This window comes from Polyangiaceae bacterium (genome assembly GCA_016715885.1).
Lineage (GTDB): Bacteria > Myxococcota_A > Polyangia > Polyangiales > Polyangiaceae > Polyangium.
The window spans coordinates 216,710-236,564 of the sequence record JADJXL010000003.1; the positions used below are offsets into that span (position 1 = coordinate 216,710).

Annotated in this window: 15 protein-coding genes; 3 read left to right on the forward strand and 12 right to left on the reverse strand. The window is 60.1% G+C overall.

Going from position 1 to position 19,855, the window contains the following annotated elements:
• Nucleotides 1-4 precede the first annotated feature (4 nt).
• Nucleotides 5-1,075, reverse strand: coding sequence for a redox-regulated ATPase YchF (ychF, locus tag IPM54_07375; GenBank protein ID MBK9259647.1), 1,071 nt, complete (start codon nucleotides 1,073-1,075; stop codon nucleotides 5-7).
• A 50-nt stretch (nucleotides 1,076-1,125) separates the two neighbouring features.
• Here ychF and IPM54_07380 point away from each other — a divergent pair, with 50 nt between their 5' ends.
• On the forward strand, nucleotides 1,126-1,596 hold the full coding sequence (locus IPM54_07380; GenBank protein MBK9259648.1) for an acyl-CoA thioesterase: 471 nt from the start codon (nucleotides 1,126-1,128) through the stop codon (nucleotides 1,594-1,596).
• Nucleotides 1,597-1,621: 25 nt separating this feature from the next.
• On the opposite strand, the gene IPM54_07385 is transcribed toward IPM54_07380, so the two are convergent.
• Nucleotides 1,622-2,830 carry an adenylate/guanylate cyclase domain-containing protein gene (locus IPM54_07385; protein MBK9259649.1) on the reverse strand — a complete coding sequence of 403 codons (1,209 nt, stop codon included), beginning with the start codon at nucleotides 2,828-2,830 and terminating at the stop codon, nucleotides 1,622-1,624.
• A gap of 212 nt (nucleotides 2,831-3,042) precedes the next feature.
• Here IPM54_07385 and IPM54_07390 point away from each other — a divergent pair, with 212 nt between their 5' ends.
• A complete protein-coding gene (locus IPM54_07390) occupies nucleotides 3,043-6,915 on the forward strand; it encodes a hypothetical protein (protein MBK9259650.1) in 3,873 nt (1,290 codons plus the stop codon).
• Between the two features lie 117 nt (nucleotides 6,916-7,032).
• Here IPM54_07390 and IPM54_07395 read toward each other — a convergent pair whose 3' ends face one another.
• Nucleotides 7,033-8,721, reverse strand: a complete 1,689-nt coding sequence (locus IPM54_07395; protein MBK9259651.1) for a glycosyltransferase family 39 protein — start codon at nucleotides 8,719-8,721, stop codon at nucleotides 7,033-7,035.
• A 184-nt stretch (nucleotides 8,722-8,905) separates the two neighbouring features.
• On the opposite strand from IPM54_07395, the gene IPM54_07400 reads away from it, so the two are divergent.
• Complete coding sequence (locus tag IPM54_07400; protein ID MBK9259652.1) at nucleotides 8,906-9,166, forward strand: hypothetical protein; 261 nt, start codon at nucleotides 8,906-8,908, stop codon at nucleotides 9,164-9,166.
• A gap of 14 nt (nucleotides 9,167-9,180) precedes the next feature.
• Here IPM54_07400 and IPM54_07405 read toward each other — a convergent pair whose 3' ends face one another.
• Genes IPM54_07405 through IPM54_07445 form a run of 9 tightly spaced genes read right to left on the reverse strand, consistent with a single transcriptional unit; the run spans nucleotide 9,181 to nucleotide 19,794 of the window.
• Complete coding sequence (locus IPM54_07405) at nucleotides 9,181-10,629, reverse strand: AMP-binding protein (GenBank protein MBK9259653.1); 1,449 nt, start codon at nucleotides 10,627-10,629, stop codon at nucleotides 9,181-9,183.
• Nucleotides 10,611-11,681: an O-succinylbenzoate synthase gene (locus tag IPM54_07410; GenBank protein ID MBK9259654.1), complete on the reverse strand. Its 1,071-nt coding sequence runs from the start codon at nucleotides 11,679-11,681 to the stop codon at nucleotides 10,611-10,613. The genes IPM54_07405 and IPM54_07410 overlap by 19 nt, the downstream gene beginning before the upstream one ends.
• Nucleotides 11,682-11,684: 3 nt before the next feature.
• Nucleotides 11,685-12,590, reverse strand: a complete 906-nt coding sequence (locus IPM54_07415; GenBank protein ID MBK9259655.1) for a 1,4-dihydroxy-2-naphthoate polyprenyltransferase — start codon at nucleotides 12,588-12,590, stop codon at nucleotides 11,685-11,687.
• Complete coding sequence (menD, locus tag IPM54_07420; protein MBK9259656.1) at nucleotides 12,587-14,368, reverse strand: 2-succinyl-5-enolpyruvyl-6-hydroxy-3-cyclohexene-1-carboxylic-acid synthase; 1,782 nt, start codon at nucleotides 14,366-14,368, stop codon at nucleotides 12,587-12,589. Before menD ends, IPM54_07415 begins: the two co-directional genes overlap by 4 nt.
• Nucleotides 14,365-15,762 (reverse strand): isochorismate synthase, encoded by a 1,398-nt coding sequence (locus IPM54_07425; protein ID MBK9259657.1) that lies wholly within the window; start codon nucleotides 15,760-15,762, stop codon nucleotides 14,365-14,367. Before IPM54_07425 ends, menD begins: the two co-directional genes overlap by 4 nt.
• Nucleotides 15,759-16,511, reverse strand: a complete 753-nt coding sequence (ubiE, locus tag IPM54_07430) for a bifunctional demethylmenaquinone methyltransferase/2-methoxy-6-polyprenyl-1,4-benzoquinol methylase UbiE (GenBank protein ID MBK9259658.1) — start codon at nucleotides 16,509-16,511, stop codon at nucleotides 15,759-15,761. The genes IPM54_07425 and ubiE overlap by 4 nt, the downstream gene beginning before the upstream one ends.
• A complete protein-coding gene (locus IPM54_07435; protein ID MBK9259659.1) occupies nucleotides 16,508-17,725 on the reverse strand; it encodes a hydroxymethylglutaryl-CoA reductase, degradative in 1,218 nt (405 codons plus the stop codon). Before IPM54_07435 ends, ubiE begins: the two co-directional genes overlap by 4 nt.
• On the reverse strand, nucleotides 17,725-18,711 hold the full coding sequence (gene aroF / locus IPM54_07440; GenBank protein ID MBK9259660.1) for a 3-deoxy-7-phosphoheptulonate synthase: 987 nt from the start codon (nucleotides 18,709-18,711) through the stop codon (nucleotides 17,725-17,727). Before aroF ends, IPM54_07435 begins: the two co-directional genes overlap by 1 nt.
• Nucleotides 18,712-18,717: 6 nt before the next feature.
• The gene (locus tag IPM54_07445) at nucleotides 18,718-19,794 is read right to left on the reverse strand and encodes a polyprenyl synthetase family protein (GenBank protein ID MBK9259661.1); all 1,077 of its coding nucleotides are present in this window, start codon (nucleotides 19,792-19,794) and stop codon (nucleotides 18,718-18,720) included.
• Nucleotides 19,795-19,855: the final 61 nt, after the last annotated feature.

Consider the following 19,855-nt stretch of genomic DNA (forward strand, 5'->3'; position numbering starts at 1 on the left):
TCCGTCACGTCCCCGCGCGGAAGTGGACGACATCGCCGTCTTTGACGATGTATTCCTTGCCTTCGAGGCGCATCTTGCCTTGCGCCTTCAAAGCAGCTTCGGAGCCAGCCACTTTCAAGTCTTCTGGGCGATAGATCTCCGCACGGATGAAGCCTCGTTCGAGGTCGCTGTGCACTTTGCCAGCAGCTCGCTTTGCGTTCGTCCCGCGACGAATGGGCCACGCGCGACATTCGTCGGCGCCTGCCGTGAGGAAGCTGATGTAGTCCATCAAGCGATAGGTCTCGCGAATGAACACGTTGCGCGCGGGTTCGCCGAGGCCGAGGCCTTCGAGGAAATCCGCTTGTTCTTCCGCAGGAAGCGCGGCGATTTCAGCTTCGATCGACCCGCACAGCGCCATACGCACGAAAGCGTTTCCGCGCACGGTTTCGCGAAGCGACGCCTTCGAAGGATCGTTCCACACCTCTTCGGCGAGGTTGTAGAGCGTGATGAGCGGCTGCATCGAAAGAAGCTGAATTCCAGGCCCAAGTGCACGAATTTCGTCTTCGGTGAGCTCGAGCGTCCGCAGGGGCTCGGACTTCTCGAGGTGCTCGATCATCTTCGCGTTCACTTCGACTTCGAGCCCTTTCTTGGCTTCTTTCTTGAAGCGATCCCGACGCTTTTCGAGCGTCCCCAGGTCCAAAATCAACAACTCTTCATCGAACGCTTTTTCGTCACGCGATGGATCGGGAGGCGTCGTGAGCGATGGATTTTCGAACCCACGAACGACGTGCACGATGACGTCGGCGTTGCGCATACCTTGCAGAACGGCCGGAGGAAACGCGCCGCCCGAGCGCGAACCACTGCCGACATCGACGAACGTAATTTCCGCGTACGTCGTCTTTTTTGGATGAAAGAGCGAAGCGAGAAAATCTACGCGTTCGTCCGGGACCTTGATGTTGCCGTACGCGATTTCCCGATCGGCTTTGCCTCCAGGAGCGAGCGCTCTGAATACCGTTGTTTTTCCTGAGCCGGGATAACCGCAAATTCCAACGTGCATTACTTCCCTCACTTCGACGGGGCCGCGATAGTAGCTCACGAACGGCAGTTCGCTAGAACGCCACCACGCTTGAAGTACGCTGGGCACTCATGAGCGAAAGGCCCCACTTCACCAGAGACGAGCTGACGGGCAGCACGAGTGTCCTCTATTCCGAACCGCGCCTCGTGCGATTTCAGGACATCGACGCCGCCGGCATCGTCTTCTTCGCGCGCGTTCTCGAATACTTTCACGACGCCTTTGTGAACAGGTTGTCCGCCGTAGGAATCGCTTTGCCCCAGATGCTTCGTGACAAACCGTGGAAACTGCCGATCGTTCATGCCGAAGCGGATTACTTGGGACCGATGCGCTTCGGTGATCCGATCGTCGTGGAAGTCGTCGGCGTGAAACATGGCGCGAAGTCGAGTGTCTTGGGTTATCGCGCACGATCCGAGGCCGGTCACATGCTTGCCGTAGGTCAAGTCGTGCACGCGTGCGTAGACGCAACGACATTTCGACCAATACCGGTGCCGGAAGAATTGATGCAGGCGCTCACGCGCACTCCAGGCAAACCGGAAACCTGATCGTTTGACCTCGAATTTTTGGAGGTCAAACCTTCAACGTAAAAATGCGGAGCCCTTGCTGACGGCCTCGAAGGGCGACCATGCCCAGATCTTCGAGCGGTAGATCCGGCACGCGTGACGCTGTTTCCTCGCTGATGAGCACATCGACGCCCTTGTCTTTCGTCATGGCTTCGAGGCGCGAGGTCGTATTGACGGCATCACCGATCACGGTGAATTCGAGCCTGCTGCCGCCGCCCATGCAACCAGCCACGACGGTGCCCGAATGCACTCCAATGCCGATACGAAGCTGCCCGCCAGCGTGCGTGCGGTTTTGTTCCTCGAGCGCCGCTCGAATTCGGTGCACCGCATCGATCGCTCGACGCGCGTGATCCGGAGATGGGTCCGTCGCGCCGAAGACCGCGAGCATCCCGTCACCCATGAACTTGTCGACGATGCCGCCACACGCGTGCACAGCTTCGGCAAGCGCGCCTTGCAATTGGTTCAGCATTTCGAACACGTCGCCAGGCTCCATCTTCTCCGATAGCGACGTGAAACCTCGCAGATCCGTGACGAGCAGCGTGGCTTCGACCGACCGCGGTGCATCCAAGAGGGACAGCGGATCCTTCAAAGCGGCACGAGCGACGCCTGGCAGCAGTTTGTCGAGCAGAAGCTGCCCTCGCGTCGCCTCCATCGCGCGACGCACCTGCTCGGCGAGCCACACGTTCAGCATGCCGGTCATGACGATCGCCACTCCGGAGTACAAGAGATGCATGTGCGACGCGTGATCACTGAACAAACGCACGAGCAACATGACTGCGAGGAAGGTCGACCACGCCGCTGCACGACGATCGAACCGGATCCCGCCCGTCGCCGCAAAAAGCCCGCATGCAAGCGCAGAGACGGCTGCCAGTGACGTCGTCATGCCCATGTTCGTGATGCGTGACGAGAGCAGTGAGTGGATGAGGAAAAAGTCGAACAGGGGAACGATGAACCAGTACACCCGCACGTAGGGCAAACGATTCATCGCGACGAGCAGCGCGGCTGACACGAACGCCCAAAGCGCCGATCCGGCAATGTACTGCGCTGGCCGCAGCTCCTTGAAATAGAGCACGACATCGACTGCAAAGACGAGCACGTACGATGACAAGCGCACGACGCCCACGCGCACTTCGTTGCGTCGAGCTTCGACGTCGAGCGATTCGCGCATGGCGGCCGCGAGCTCGCTGCGGCTCGTGGCCGAGGTCGGTTGCTGCATGATGGCGACAGCCATACCAGTCAACAGCGGGCGTCAAGGAAAAACCAATCTGCATCACGACAAATGAATGCCAACGACGGCCATTCGTAGACCTACAACGAACCGTGTGACAAATTACATTGAACATCGCCACTGACCACCGACACGGTGCCAAACTCGTGCTTTTTCACGTACGCTCTCGACGCACATTCATTCCCGCACCGAGGCCTCCAATGAATCGTTCCATATCGCTTCTTTCCCCGTTCGGGGCTCTGCTCCTTTTCACGTTTGCAGCGGGTTGTGGCGATGATGGAACTCCAAACTCGCCCTTGCCAGATGCGGGGAGCCAATGCCCTCCGTCGGAGCATCCCGATGGCATGGGCGGTTGCACGTCCAATCCTTGCGTTCCGAATCCGTGCGCGGAATCCAATCGCGGCATCTGCATGGCCGACGGAAGCTCGGCGACGTGTCAATGCAATCCCGGGTATCACGATGAATCGGGCGCGTGCATTGCCGATACGACGTGCACGACAACGACGTGTAATGGCCATGGAACATGCAGCAACTCGGGCGGCATGCTCGTATGCTCGTGCGAGCCTGGTTATGTCGGGAGCAATTGCCAAGAATGCGATACGCAAGGAGGGTACATATCCGATGGAATGGGCGGATGCACGAATACGCCTTGCGATCCAAACCCATGCTCGTCGGACAAACCTCAATGCACCGTGCAAGATGGAATGATTGTGTGCGAATGCGGTGCAGGAACGCATGAAGAAAATGGTTTTTGCGTGCCGGATGCGACGTGCATGCCATCCACGTGCGGCGGACACGGCACGTGCACGGACGCAGGCGGAAGCGTGAGCTGCACGTGCGATCCCGGGTGGGCTCCCCCATTTTGCGGAATGTGTGACGACGTCGGCGGATATCATTCGGACGGCATGGGCGGCTGCACGCAAGACCCATGCTTGCCCAATCCTTGCAAAGAAACCAACAAAACGGTTTGTTCGTCGCCGAACGGTACGCCCGTTTGCAGTTGCGATGTGGGATATCACGAAGAAAACGGTGCATGCGTCGTCGACCAAGTTTGCATGCCCGGCAGTTGCAATGGCCATGGAACGTGTTCCGACGCAGGGGGCATCATCGCTTGCACGTGCGATCCAGGGTATGTCGGAAGCTCGTGCCTCGATTGCGACACGGTCGCAGGTTATCACTCCGATGGTATGGGCGGCTGCACGCAGGACCCGTGTTTACCGAATCCGTGCGTCGAGCCAAACAAGACGATTTGCATGCCGAATGGTCCACTCGCCGTGTGTTCGTGCGATTCCGGATATCACGACGACGGCACAGGAGTATGCACGGACGATCCTTGTAAGCCCAATCCATGCGCCGCGCAAAACCAAGCCTGTCAGAACAATGGCGGAATGGCTGAATGCTACACGCCCATGTGCGATGACCAGAATCCATGCACGACGGATTCGGTCGTCAATGGCGTGTGCGTTTACACGACGCTGCCGGATGGAGCGGCATGTTCCACGACCTTGTGCTTGTCAGGCCAAATTTGTCAGGCAGGCATGTGCGGCGGCGGCGCCCCCATCAATTGCAGTGACAGCAATCCTTGTACGATCGACGATTGCAATGCCGTCACCGGTTGCTCGCACGTCGTCGACAACACTATCGTTCCCGATGACGGCGTGATGTGCACGATCGACGCCTGCCAAAACGGAGCTCCTTACCACACGGCAACCAATTCACTCTGCAACGACAATCTTTATTGCACGGGCACCGAAAGTTGTGCTCCGACGAACCCCAATGCGGACGCAAACGGCTGCATTCACTCGAACGTCCCCTCCCCGCCCCCCGCGCCTGGACCTTGCGCATCTTATGGCGCGTGTAGCGAAGCTTTGCAGGGTTTTCCTCTCATTACCCAGCCCGCGGGCGGCTCGTGCAATGATGGGATTTTCTGCACGCAGAATGATGTATGCGATGCTGCCGGCGCATGCCAAGGCATGCCCACGGCAAGCTGCTCGGGGAGCCTCGATTGCGCCAACAATATGTCCCCAATGCCTGGTACCATCGACGTGCCATTCGGAACCGTTACCGGGACGATTACCCTCGGCGGTCAGGCATTGCCTTCGATGAGCTATTACAGCGGGGCGACGTTCTACTTGAAGGCGAAAGATACCGGAGCGCTGCATTCCGTCGCGTATTACAACTACAGCGGCGGCAATTATTCGCTCAACGGCCCCACGTGGAGCTCCAGCATCCTACCCGGAGTTTACGATCTTTGGTATCGCAAGAATTGGGATAGCACGTACGACACCGTTTCCGCGACATCCGTCGGCGATCCCAATCCCAATGGAATGCGATTGCTTCAGCCGAGCGTCATTCTCGGCTCGGGCGCCAATACGCTCGATATCGACGTCCCCTATGCGACCGTTTCCGGTGCGATCACGCTTGGTGGACAGCCTTTGCCCGCAATGAGCTACTACAGCGGGGCAACATTCTATCTGAAAGCCAAGGACACCGGCGCAATGCATTCCGTCGCATACTTCAATTACAGCGGCGGCAACTATTCGCTCAATGGACCCACCTGGACCGCCAGCCTGCTTCCAGGCGATTACGAGCTTTGGTATCGCAAAAACTGGGACAGCACGTACAACACCGTTACCTCGACGTCCGTCGGCGATCCCAATCCCAATGGCATGCGCAGACTCAATGCCAACGTCACCATCACGCCAGGCGCGAATACGCTCGATATCGACGTTCCCAATGCCACGGTGTCCGGAGCAATCACGCTTGGCGGCCAAGCGCTTCCTCCCATGAGCTATTACAGTGGAGCTACGTTTTACCTCAAAGCGAAAGACACGGGCGCGCTCCATTCCGTCGCCTATTTCAATTACAGCGGCGGCAACTATTCGCTCAATGGCCCCACGTGGACGGCGAGCATCCTCCCGGGCAATTACGAGCTCTGGTATCGCAAAAATTGGGACAGCTCCTACAACACCGTTACGACAACCTCGGTCGGCGATCCGAATCCCAATGGCATGCGCATACTCGATGATGACGTGACCATTGCTCCCGGCGCCAATACGCTCGACATCGACCTGCCCAATGCAACGGTATCCGGCACCATTACGCTCGGTGGACAACCATTGCCGCCCATGAGCTACTACAGCGGGGCGACATTCTATCTGAAAGCCAAGGACACCGGAGCTTTGCACTCCGTCGCGTACTTCAATTACAGCGGCGGCAATTATTCACTGAATGGACCAACCTGGACGGCCAGCATCTTGCCAGGCAATTACGAGCTCTGGTATCGCAAAAATTGGGACAGCTCCTACAACACCGTTACCTCGACGTCCGTCGGCGATCCCAATCCCAACGGAATGCGCATGCTCAGTGCGAACGTCGTTCTTGCACCTGGTGCCAATACGCTCGATATCGACGTACCCGTCGCCACGGTAACCGGTACGATTACGCTCGGTGGAATGCCATTGCCTTCAATGAGTTATTACAGTGGCGCTACATTCTACCTGAAAGCCAAAGACACGGGCGCGCTCCATTCCGTCGCCTACTTCAACTACAGCGGCGGCAATTATTCGCTGAACGGTCCCACGTGGACGGCAAGCATTCTGCCAGGCAATTACGAGCTCTGGTATCGCAAAAATTGGGACAGCACGTACAACACCGTTTCGACGACGTCCGTCGGTGATCCCAACCCCAATGGCATGCGCATTCTCGATGCCAACGTGACCATCGCCCCCGGCGCCAATACGCTCGATATCAACGTGCCCATCACTGGCCTTTCCGGCTCGATCACGCTCGGCGGGCAGCCCTTGCCGCCCATGAGCTATTACAGCGGAGCGACGTTCTACTTGGTCGCGGACGACACGACCGCAATGCACTCTGCCGCATACTTCAATTACAGCGGCGGCAATTATTCCCTGAACGGCCCCACGTGGACATCCAGTCTTCTGCCTGGCGTCTACGACTTGGTGTACAGGAAAAACTGGGACAGCGAATACAACACCGTTTCTGCGACATCGGTCGGCGATCCGAATCCCAATGGCATGCGCATGCTCGGAACGTGCTTGACCGTGCCGTGAACGTTATCGACTCGACACCGCTTTCAAGAGCGGTATCACGCATCGACAAACCGCCTTTCAATCGACAGGCGTGTAGGTGCCACTTTTCTACGTCAATCCCACCGCAATCATCGTAGCTCATGGCTCGATCGGCGTGCGTTCTTGGATTGTATAAACGATCCGATCGCCAAACACGGCGGGACGACTTTCTTCGATACGGTATCGCTTCGATAAGGCTTCGAGCATCGTGGTGAGCCCATTCTGAGTGCCCCGCTCACGATCGACCACGACCAGCGTTCCTGGCTCGAGGTCCCAAAACACTTGTTCTCGACGCGCGAGGATTTCGTTTTGCGTTGCCGCAAATACGAGCGTATCGCGCGGCACATTCCACAAAGCAACTGGCAATGAGCCACGAGCAACCGTATCGACGATGATCCGCGGAGCCGAGACGACGACAGGCATCGACGCGTCGATTTGCCATGCCCGACGCACCTCGGTTCCAAGGGCGACGATGGACGAGACACACATCACGCCCGCAAGGATGCGCAATGCATGGCGCGGCATTGACGGGTGCGTGAGCAATCCGGCGAGGACGCAGGCGAATAGCGAATAATTTAGAGCCAGGTACTTGGCCCGCATGGCTCCGGCCGGACTCCGAAACGCCAGAAAAAGGGCTGCCTGGGCACCGAAGGACAATACCAGCCATAACGATAGACGTCTCATTTGCGGGTCGAACGTTTGCATGTAATTCGTCAGCGTCCCCTTGGGAGCACGTATTGCAAAGACAATCGCCAGGACGAGCACCACCATCCATACGACTATCAGCGGAACACTCCACACGAAGAAGCGACCCATTCCCACCATCACGCCACCGATGCGGACCGGTATGTCCTGCCATTTGAATGATTGTGCCTGAATTCCTTGTCGCCGCATGATTTCGGAAACGAAAGGATGGACTGCCAATCCAAGAATCAGGCCCACCATCGAGGATAAAGCAAATGCAAGTGCATTTCTGCGTGCGCCGGGCGAGACGCCGGACGCGTCGAACGGTAAAAGACGAGCCAACGCATCGAAAACAGGACGTTTTTGCATCCGTGCGATGTATTTTTCGCCAAGTGACACGATACCGACGAGCACGATTGCCGAAACGAGCAGCAGAAAATGATAATGCGTCAGAATACCGAGCGCGCAAAGGATCGTCACCGTGCCGACATGCAGGGGTCCGAAGCGGGACTTCGAATCGAACGCATACGTCGCAATTGCAGCTAGGGCTGGTACGAGCAGCCCAAGCAAGGCATATTGTCGCATTTCGAGGCTCGCCTCGAGAGGCCCGGGCGAAATAGCCCATAGACATGCGGCCAAAATGGCCGCGCGTTCGCTTCGTAAAGCTCGTTTACCGAGAACATACGTCGCCAATATCGTGAGACAATCGAGCAGCACGTTCAGTCCGAGGCCTACGGCCAACGTGGTTCCGAACGTTCGAGCTACGAGCGAAAGCAGCCAAAAGTACAGCGGCGGATGAATGTCGCGGTGGGCAAGGTCCCGTGCGATGACGCCGAGCTCCGGTGGATGATCGGCCGGCATCGATAGAAACCGTTGCCAGTCCTTTGCGGGCGCCCAGGCAAGATGCGGGGGCGTTTCTCTCGCAATGGCATCGACGTATTCTGCTTGGTGGCCTGTAGCCACCGTCAGCGTAATCGCCTCGTCGTGACGAATATCCCGCCGCAGCATCGCTTGAGGCAATGCCAACGCAACATGCACGACCATGGCCGCACAAAGCACGAGCCACGAGTATTTTACGGAAAGATCGTCTTTGCGATTCGACATGATACGGGCCCATGCCCCCTACGACGAGAGCATCGACCGATACCACGTGCACAGCGAGACTCCATCGGTTTTGCTTTGCATCGGCCGGCGCCTCGCGTCGTGGTGCGACCGAATACCGCTACGCCGCAGATGATCAGGAAGCTGCCACTCTTCGTCGGGCCGCAAGGGGGTGGTCCGATGAGGGTTGAAGCGCATCGAGCCCACGGAGCTCGAGTTTTGCCGTCTGCCACTCTTCGCTTATGACGTGGATCCGCTCGAGGAAGGTGTGGTCGACCAGGTGCACGTCCGAGAAGTCGATGATTACGGTTCGGATCTCAGGCGGCATGTTGTAGGTGTGTTCGTGATCGAGATCGAAAAGAAACCCGAGCGGTTCGGTTTTTACTCCATCGCGCTTTGCGATGCAAGCAACCACGAGTCGCAGGCGGAACCATTGCCACGTGCTTGACCGTGCCGTGAACGTTATCGACTCGACACCGTTACCAAGCGCGGCATCGCGTCACGACAAACCGCCATTCGGTCGATTTTCCCTGACGGCGTTCTCCGCAATGTTGGCAATACTGCAACCAATCGCGGGCGCTTGTGAGGCGCCAATCGATTCGATGCTTCGGCAATCACATTCATGGCTCGTTCGTTCTCGGGCAAACCATTTTCATTCAGGACCAATGCCGCCACAACAATCTGCCCCCAACGAGCATCCGGCACGCCAAATACGACCGCGCTCGCAACGCCCGCACATTGCTCCAGCGCCTGCTCCACCTCTGCCGGATACACATTTTCCCCGCCCGTCACAATGAGATCCGTGCGCCGCGCATGCACGAATAACCGCCCCAATTCATCCACCGCACCCATATCACCCGTGGCAAACCATCCATCCGTCGTCGGCATCGTGGGCGGTTTGTCCGGGCCTGCAAAGTATCCACTCATCAAATTCGGCCCCCGCACTTCAATGAATCCCACTTCATTGGCAAGCGCCGCGCCTCCATCTTCTCGCACGATACGCAGCTCCACCCCAGGCAATGCGCGTCCCGACCCAGGCTCCAGCGTGCCCGGCTGTCGCAATGCCTGACACGTCACTTGCGAACACGCCTCCGTGAGCCCGTACGTCGTAAGCGCAAGCAATCCGCGCTCCGCAGCTCGCTCCAGCAATATTGGCGACGCCGCAGCTCCACCCACGAGCACGAACCGAAGTCGCGCCAAGTCCCCGTCACGATCGGCTTCCAAAAGAGCATCGAGCATCGTCGGGACAACCGATATCTGCGTCGCTCCGTCACGTCGAATCGCGCGCAGAACGGCCTCAGGGTCGAATCGCGGTTCCAATACGATCGGTTTACGTGCCAACAAAGACCGCGTCAGAATGGATAAGCCTCCAACGTGCGCGAGCGGCATGCACACGAGCCACCTATCGTTCGAATGCCACCCAAGGTTTGTCTCGCTCGCACGTGCGCTTGCGACAAACGCCTTCCGCGAAAGCACCGCGCCCTTCGGGCGCCCCGTCGTTCCCGACGTGTATACGATCGCCGCGGGCACATCCGCGCCCGTCACCGGCTCGGGCAATCGTTCGGTGTTCAAAGATTCGGTGACTGGCCCAGACAAACGCAGATCCGGGTGAGCATCATCGACGAGCGCCTGCTCTTCTGCATCCGTGAGCCTTGGATGAATGGGCACGAGCGCCACTCCCAGCTCGATGAGCGCGAAGAACGAAACGATCGTCTCCACGTCGCATGTCGCTCGAAGCGCGACGCGACTGCCCAAGCCCACTCCGCGCGCCGCGAGATCACGCGCCCGCTGACGAACACGCGCCGCAAGCTGCCCGTACGTGATGACGTTTCCACGCTCGAAAATGGCCGGAAGCTCAGCCACGCCGGGCTCGTACGCCGCATCGAGCATGCTCAGGCCATCCCTAGCCATCGTCTCCGCTCCTCCTCGGTAAAACCCAATCCAGGAAGCGCCGCACGCGTGACGTACGCCGGACAAACGTGATGCGGGGACGCCAACGCTGTGTACCGCGACAAACCGTCATGCGCGGCAAGACCACACGCGGGCGGCTGCTCCGGAAGCGCTCGCGCAAACTCGACGGCCGCTGCGATGCCCACGGGACCATCGAGCGCGTGTGTCGTGATCGCTGCAAATCCCGCAGATGCCGCCATGTTTGCCAGCTCGAGCGCCCGCGCAAAGCCACCAAGAAGCGCAGGCTTCAGGATGAATGCCGCACACGTCCCATCACGTGCCAATCGATCGGGCAAACCCGGCACGAGCAGCGATTCGTCCGCAGCCCACGGGGTCGCGGTTTTTCCAAGCTCGCCCAGTTCCTCCGCCGCCACCGGCTGCTCGACGTATCGCGGCGCAAATTCGCTCAATCGTTCCAGCTTTTCTCGAGCTTCGACAAGCGTCCACATACCGTTTGGATCCAAACGAAGTTCGTCTGACCAAACTTTTCGCAGTTCGCGCAGCGCAGCGACCTCGCGGTCGAACCCCGCAGCATCTCGCGCACGGAGCTTTACCTTGAGCGCCTTGAAACCAAGCGCTTTCAATGCGGCGGCGCGAACCGGCAAGTCATCCGTGGCCGCATCCAAGAGCGCATTGCACGGCACTTGTTCGTGCCCCGAAAAGGATGACAAACACGCAGCGAGCGAAAGCTCGAGTCGTTGAGCGACCGCATCCAAGAGGGCCGTTTCGAGTGCAAATCGTGCAGTTCTCCAACGCCCCAAGAACGCCTCCGCGGGTTTTAGCGCGTGCGAAACCGCTTCGAGCGGCGGAAGCTCTTCCAAATCAAGTCGTCCAAGCTCGGGCAGCGCATTGCCAATCGCCGTGGCCATGTTCGCCACGACATCCGCAAATTCCGCGGGCCACGGCGTAGCTTCGCCAATGCCGAGCGTTTTCCTCTCGTCTCGAATTCCTACGCGCACATACGGTCTGTCGCCGACGAACGAGGGGATCGCTGCGCCACCTCGAATCTGCACTTTTCAAGCTCCTCGCGGCGAAAGCACCAGCCCAACGGAAAGCAGCACGCCGTACACGAGCAAGAGCATGGCGGTTTGTCCCAGAACAGCGTTGAGCGGTCGTCCTTCCTTCGTCGCAAGCGCAATCGCGAGATGCACCGCGAGCGGCACAGTCATCAGCGGCAAAAGCACCCAAAGACCTGCGTTCGTCAGGACAATCGCCAACACGGGAACGGCATACGCCACGACAAACAGCCCCACGTACTCGATGATTCCCCCACGTTTTCCCAGACGAACCGCAAGCGTCCGCTTGCCTGCCTTCACATCCGTCTCGCGATCGCGGACGTTGTTCACGACGAGAATCGCCGTCGCAATCGCTCCGACCGCGGACGCTGCAAGCCATGCGAGGAGCGGAATCGAGTTTGCCTGGACGAACACCGTGCCGCACACGGCGACAAGCCCGAAAAAGACAAAAACGAACACATCGCCAAGACCGTGATAACCGAGCGGATACGGGCCGCCGGTGTACGCGACGCCGCTGAGCATCGACGCAATGCCAATGACAACGATTGGCCAACCACCGACCCACACCAAGTACGCACCGGGAATCAGCGTGAGCGCGAGGGTCGTCACGAGCGCCGCGCGCATCTGACGCGCCGTCAAAAGCCCCGACGCCGTCGCGCGCGTCGGCCCGAGCCGATCCTCCGTGTCCGCGCCTTTTTCATGGTCGAACACGTCGTTCGCAAAGTTCGTCGCAATCTGAATCAGCATCGCGCCGACAAGCGCCGCGAGCGCCGGAAGCAATCGGAAACCGCCCACCGCATGCGCGACTGCGCTCCCAACGAGCACCGGTACGATCGCCGCCGTGAGCGTTGCCGGTCGCGACGCAAGAATCCACGCCCGGAGCGATCCCGCACGCACCTCGGTCATCGCGACACCTCCTCACACAAGAAACGAAGCCTCTCCGCGACTTCCGCGCGAAACCGAGCTGCCCGCGCAGTGCCGTCTTCCGGCGGCACCACCGCCTCGATCAGCGTCGCTCCCGGCTTTCGCAATGCCTCGTCGAAGGACTGAACGAACGTTTCGTGATTGTCTGTCTGGACGAACCCGATTCCAAACGCGGCCGCCGCGTGCCCGAGATCAACCGCTTCGTGCATCGTGAAGTACTTATCGAAACGCTCCCGATCGACAGCGTGCACGACGGGCAATCGCTCGAAGATTCGCCCGCCTTGGTTTTGCACGACGACGATGACCAGCGGCCCGGGCACGTGCCGCGCGAGCACCAAACTCGAAAGGTCGTGCAGCATGCTCGTATCACCCAGAAGCAGCACCACGGGCCGATTGGCAACGCTCGCCGCACCGGAAGCTCCGGCAACGAGCCCATCGATTCCGCTGACGCCACGTTGATGCAGCACATCGAGGCGCGTTTGCCGGGCGGGTGCCCACAAGTCCACGTCGCGCACGGGCAAACTATTTCCTACCGCGAGCAAGGCCCCTTCTGGACATCGTGAAACAACCGTTCGCGCAACGAGTGCTTCGGTCAGCGAAGGGCCTCCCGCGTGTTTTTCCGCGAATGACCACACCAATGCGTTTGCGCGCCGGAAAGCAGACGCCCACCGAGGATCCGGGGCGACCGTATGCGATAACAAACGATCGGTTACAGCTCGACAAACTTCGGCGGGATCTGCGAGCACGAGCGCCGTAGCGTCTTGTGCGGGATCGTTCCAGCCGTGAGCGGCAATGACAAACCTTGGAGCAGCCGCGTGCTGTTCGACGTATGCGGCATAGTTGCTCGACGTGGGAGGAGCACCAAGCTCGAGAATCAGATCGGTCTCGAGCGCCTTGCACAACGGTGGATCGCGCAGGATCGCATCGAATGCCGGACACTCTACGACGTTGGGGTCGGTCTTTCCAAACCGCGCCTGGCTCGTGGTTTCCGCAAGCAGGACAAACCCTGTCGCTCGCGCAAGAGCCACCGCCGCATCACGCAATGGTTCGTTCGGACGATCGAGCTTCGCGGGTCCACAAACGATGAGACCTCGACGCGCCCGCGACGCATGTTCGACCAACGTGTCGATGGCCTCGGGAGACGGCGCCACTTTTGGCATGAACACCCGCGTCTTCCCACGCGCCACATTCGCACCGAACCTCGTCGCCGAATGCGGCCATGGTTTCGTCGGTTCGAGCGGTTTGCGAAGACGAACGTTGACGTGTACGGGGCCCGGCGTAGGCGAAAGTGTTCCCGAAACCGCCTGCGCAGCGACTCGAGCCGCAACACCATCCTTCAGCGATGCCTCATGCAGGCCAAGCTCCAAGAAAGCTCGCACATGCACGCCAAAAAGCGCGTGTTGATCCGTCGTCTGCGGCGCTGCGACACCGACGAGATCCCACGGACGATCCGCCGTCAGCACGAGCAGTGGGATGTGGCTTTGCGACGCTTCGATGATCGCCGGAAGAAAGTGCGCTCCGGCGGTACCCGACGTGCAAAGCACAGCGCTCGGACGACCCTTCACTCGAGCTTGACCCAGCGCAAAAAAGGCGGCAGCGCGTTCGTCCACCGCAACGTGACGAACGAAGCCCTCGGTCGTGTCGGCAGCAAGCGCGAGCGGCGTAGAGCGCGATCCTGGACAAACCACGACGTCACGCACACCTGCAAACGCAAGCGTTTCCATGAACGTTTCGATCCAAGCGAATTGATCGCGGCTCATGGGACGATCCCGAGCGCCGCGAGCATGGGCGCTTCTTTCGCGCGCGTTTCCGCGTATTCCGCAGGTGGATCGGATGCTTCGACGATGCCCGCGCCTGCGTACAGAAACGCATCACGTTTGCCCACGAGCCCTGCACGAATAGCCACGGCAAACTCGCCGTCGCCCGCGGCATCGAAATATCCAACGGCTCCCGTGTACCAACCTCGCGACGTCGGCTCATGTTCGGCAATCCACGCCGTTGCGCGGTCGCGCGGCGTGCCAGCTACGGCGGGCGTCGGGTGCAGCGCTTCGACGAGCGACAGCACATGGGTTCCATTGCGTAAAACCCCACGCATGGGCGTCCACAAATGGTGGACGTTGCGCAGCGTGCGAATGCGAGGTTCTTCCGGAACATCGAGCGACGAACATCGAGCAGCCAGAACCGCAGCAATCGATTCGACGACCAGTGCGTGTTCACGCCGATCCTTCGAGCTCGAAAGAAGCGCGCGTACGATGGTTGCGTCATCCGCACCGCGCCTCGCAGTTCCTGCAAGCGCATCGCTATCGACATGACGCCCATGCCGCGCAACGAGCCGCTCGGGCGAGGCCCCGACAAACACTCGCTCGCCCCGCTGAATCGCAAATCGCGTGGTATCCGGATATGCCTCGTCCAAACGTTGAAGTACCACTGCTGCATCGATCGGTTCGTCGAACGTCACGCGACTCGATGCAACCGCCACGATCTTGTCCGTCGCACGCGTGTGAATGCACGCGATGGCGTCGGCCACCAGCGCACAAAAAGCGTCTCGATCGGCGACATCCAAACGCGCCACGACGCTTGGCACATCCGACGCTCGAGCCCGTTGGCGAAGCTGCTCTGCGCCTTTCATGGCTGCTTCCAGCGTCTCGAGCTCTCCGAGAACGACTCGCCTGTCCAACTCGATGCGCTCGGCCCGCACGCACAACCAAAGCCAAGCCTCGGTACCTCGACAAACGTAAAGCCATCGCGGTAGCGAAAAACTCGCATCGGCAAACGCAGACCAAGGCTCTCGCTCGGCATTCGGTCGGAAAGACAAACCTCCCAAGAAGAACGGTCCAGGCGCCTTGGATGCCTCACGCGTACGTTCTTCGCGTAGCGTTTCAAATACCCGGCGCGTGCCGTCTGCCGCTTGCGCAATTCGCTCCGGCCCATGACCATCGATACGCGTAGCCTCGCCAAACCCCACGAGCGCCAACGGCGTTTCGCCGGTGCGTGGTGATCCGTGCCAAAACGACACCGAAAGCTCACCCGAGCACGCAGCGACGAGTCGAGTCGGCGGCACGTACGGCGCCGCGACGGCAATCGCCAGGACATCATCGGCTCCCGCGGTGCTTTGCGACAAACGCTCGATGGCCTGAGCGACGAGCTCGATCACGACGCCTCCGGACGGCGCGCCGCTCCTCGCTTGGGCGTGCCCACGTAAAGGTGCGCCACGCCAAACGTGAGCGCCGACATTTCGAGCACGGTCAAACCCGCATCCTCCATCATCTGCGCAAATTCGTCAGCCGGAGGAAATGCAGCAATCGATTTCTGGAGATAACGATATTCCTTTGCGCCCGAAAGAAATCCCCCGACGCGCGGAACGATCTCGTGCACGTACGTCCGCGCGAGCACGCCGAGCATGCCGCCTCGAGGTTCCGACAATTCCAACACGGCGACTCGACCACCAAGGCGCGTCACGCGAGCGATCTCGCGCAGCGCCTTCGCTCGATCCGGCACGTTTCGAATGCCAAACGCAATGGTCACTCCGTCGAACGTTTCGTCTTCGAACGAAAGCGATTGCGCATCGCCTTCCTGAAGCTCGATTCGTCCCGATAGCCCAGCCGCGTCCACCTTGCGAATGCCTTCCGCCAGCATGTTTTTCGACGGATCGACACCAACGACCGTTACGTCGGAATGCGTCTGTGCAATCGCAATCGCAAGATCCCCGGTCCCTGTAGCAAGGTCGAGAACCTTGGCGTTCGGTTCGAGCGCAAGGGCGGCGACGGCCTTGCGACGCCAGCCTTGATCCATTCCAAGCGACAAAATGCGGTTCAACGTGTCGTAACGTGCCGCAATGGCATCGAACATCGCACCGCTACCAAGGTTTGTCGGGGCATGTTCGGGTTTGTCTGCACTGTTCATGGCGAACCCTCCGAGTGTCGTCCGTTCGTTGCCGATCGCAGCGGTTGCTCATTTGGTTCGAGCGCACGCTTGCGCTCATGCAGGCGCATGTGCCCAAGCTGAATTCCCTCCCCTGCAAGCGCTCGAAGTGCGGCCAAATTCGACGCGAGCCCAACCGACGCCATCACGATCGCCAGCTCTCCGGACGAGTTGACCCGGATCATGTCGAACGCGGCACGAACACCAGGATGTGCCTGCGACAAACCACCGACCGTGCCAACCGCGAGCGGCAATTCAGCGCTTCCGACGAGACCATCCGACGTACGTTTCCACGTGCTGATCGGTCGATACGTTCCGCTCGTCGCGGCATACGCGTGTGCTCCGGCTTCGATGGCGCGAAAGTCTTGACCCAGCGCGAGCGCAACGGCGTCGACACCATTCATGAAGCCCTTGTTGTGCGTGGCGGCGCGAAAAACATCGAGCTCGGCAAACCGACTCGCTCGCATGATTCCCATCGCAAGCTCCGCACCTCCAACGTCTTCGTCACGCACGGACACGCGCACGCGCACGAGACGACGCAGCGGCAGGTTTGTCAGGATGCGCAAACCCATCCTTCCGCCCGCGAGATCCTGCACGCCGGGCGCCATCGCCTCGGCGACCGAATCGACGGTATTGGCACCCATGCAATCGCCGACGTCGACGTGCACGTGAACCACGAGAATGCCGAGCGCTTCATCGAGCACACGCACCTCGAGATCTCGAACTCCGCCACCTCGAGCCACCATGCGCGGAATCGCTTCGTCACCCATCGCAAAGAGGCGTGCTTTCGCTTCGAGAATGCGAGCTGCAGCAGCGTATGGTTCGGGGACGTCGTCGAGCTGAATTTGCGCCGTCATGATGGGCGGATCGGCTTCTCCGACAAACCCTCCCGAATGACGCGTCATGCGCGCTGCATTCGACGCTGCGGCGACGACGCTCGGTTCTTCCGTCGCCATGGGGACCAGGACGTCGCGACCGTTGATCAAAAAGTTCAGGCCCAATCCAAGCGGCAACGCGTGCGTCGAAATGACGTTTTCACTCAAGCGATCCGCCAGCTCGACATCGATGCTCCCACCACGTGCAAGATGTTCGCTCGACGTCGCATCGAGAAGCTCCATCTCGCGCAGCTTGGACAAACGTGCCTCTGGTGAATGACGGTAAAACCCACTGATTCGGCTGGAAATAATCGGTTCCATCATCGCACCACCGTTTGTCCTAGCTCGCGGACCATCGCTCCGAGCTCGGCAAGAGGTATCGCCTGTGGTCCATCGGAAAGTGCTCGTCCTGGGTCGGGATGCGTCTCGATCATCAGCCCTGCAGCTCCCGCGGCGAGCGCAGCGCGCCCGAGCGGAAGCACGAGATCGCGCCGCCCCGCTCCGTGAGATGGATCGACGATCACCGGCAATCGATGCACGTGACGCAGAATCGCCACGGCCCCTAGGTCGAGCAGATTGCGCGTCGAATCATCGAATCCGCGAATTCCACGCTCGCAAAAGATCACGCCTTTGGTGCCATGCGCGAGCAGGTACTCGCCCGCGAGAAGCCACTCGTCGATGGTCGAGGACATGCCGCGCTTGAGCAGAACGGGTTTGCCCGTTTTCCCGATCGCCTTGAGCAGCGAGAAGTTCTGCATGTTGCGCGAGCCGATTTGCACGAGATCTGCATACTCGGCGACGGCAGATACGTGGCCTTCGCCAAGCGCTTCGGTGACGACGAGCAGCCCGTTTGCATCGGCGGCGCGACGAACCCATTCGAGTGCCTTGTCGCCATGCCCCTGGAACGAATAGGGACTCGTGCGCGGCTTCCACGCGCCTCCGCGAATGAACGACACGCCACTACCCGCGAGAACGGCTGCCGTTTCGCGCACCTGGTCTTCGGACTCGAGGCTGCATGGCCCGCACATGAAGATCGGTTGTGACAAACCGATTCGCACGCCGCGCACATCGACGACCGGTCCTTGCGCCGACACGAGCGGATGCGCGGGCGCCGGCGCTGTTACTTCGAGCACGCCGTCGATCCTCGCCAGATCCATGGGATCAGCCGGCTGCGAATGCGGCGCGATCACGTAATGCACCGAGCCTCCGGAGGTGCCTCGTTCCACACGTGAAACCCAAAGCCCTCGGCACGTGAGCTCCCGTAGAACACCGGACGCATCCGCGTCGCTTCTCAATGACACGATCATGGCGGCCTACCTCCTCCGCTCCGGCGTCGCGCGTGCAACGGCAACGAGCGCAGTTTTGGCAATCCCCTCCGGGACGACTTCGAGCGCCGAAATGGCTTCGTGGCACAGCCGGCGCGCAAGCTCGACCGATTCTTCGATGACGCCAGACGAGCGCAGCACCGTTGCGATTCGTGCTCCGAGCTCGGGTGCGACATCGCCTCCCGCACATGCAACTTCGAGCATTGGAGCGAGATCCGGACGTCGCTCGAGCGCGCGCAACATCGGGTACGTCATCTTTCCTTCGGCAAGATCCGCAAGCAGCGTCTTGCCCGTCGTTTCAGCGTCTCCCGCGACATCGAGCACGTCATCGACGACCTGAAACGCAACGCCGACCTTTCGACCGTAATCGACGAGCGCATCACGTGCAGCGTCGGAAACTCCGCCTGCAACGGCGCCGGCAAACATTGCCCAACGGAACAGCGATGCGGTCTTTCCTTCGATGATTTGGAAATATTCGTTCACGTTCGTATCGAGTTTGCCTCGACGTTCGAGCTGCATCGATTCAGCGATGACCATCTCGCGCACGACGTCGAGCATGCGACCGAGCACGTCGGCATTGCCAACACGCTGGATGTCCCGAAGCGCTTCGACGAGGAGCCAATCGCCACCGAAGATGCTCGCCGCATTGCCGTAGATCATGCGCGCCGCTTCTGCACCGCGCCTGCGCACGCCCAAATCCACGACGTCGTCGTGAAGGAGCGTCGCGTTGTGCACGAGCTCGACGGCTACCGCATACGTGCGCGCGGCGTCCGTGAACCCGCGTCCAACGTGCGCCGCAAGCGCGACGCAAATGGGGCGAATGCGCTTTCCATCCTGCGCGAGCAGATGACGAACGCTCGCTTCGGCACGCGTTTTTCCTCCTGCACCGACAGCCGCAATCGCACGATCGACCTCGTCGAGATCGCCAGCAAGGAACGCGCGCAAATCTGCCAATCGATGAGCGAGGGGATCGATTCCATGATCGACACATCCCCGCTCGAGGCTTCCCACGACGTCGTGGGAAGGCGGAGCGACGCGTTTGATGGGGTATGTTGCAATCGACATACGTTCTCCCGTCGGCAGGGGACTCGTCCCAACCGAACCGAATGCTTGGACCTCAAAAAAC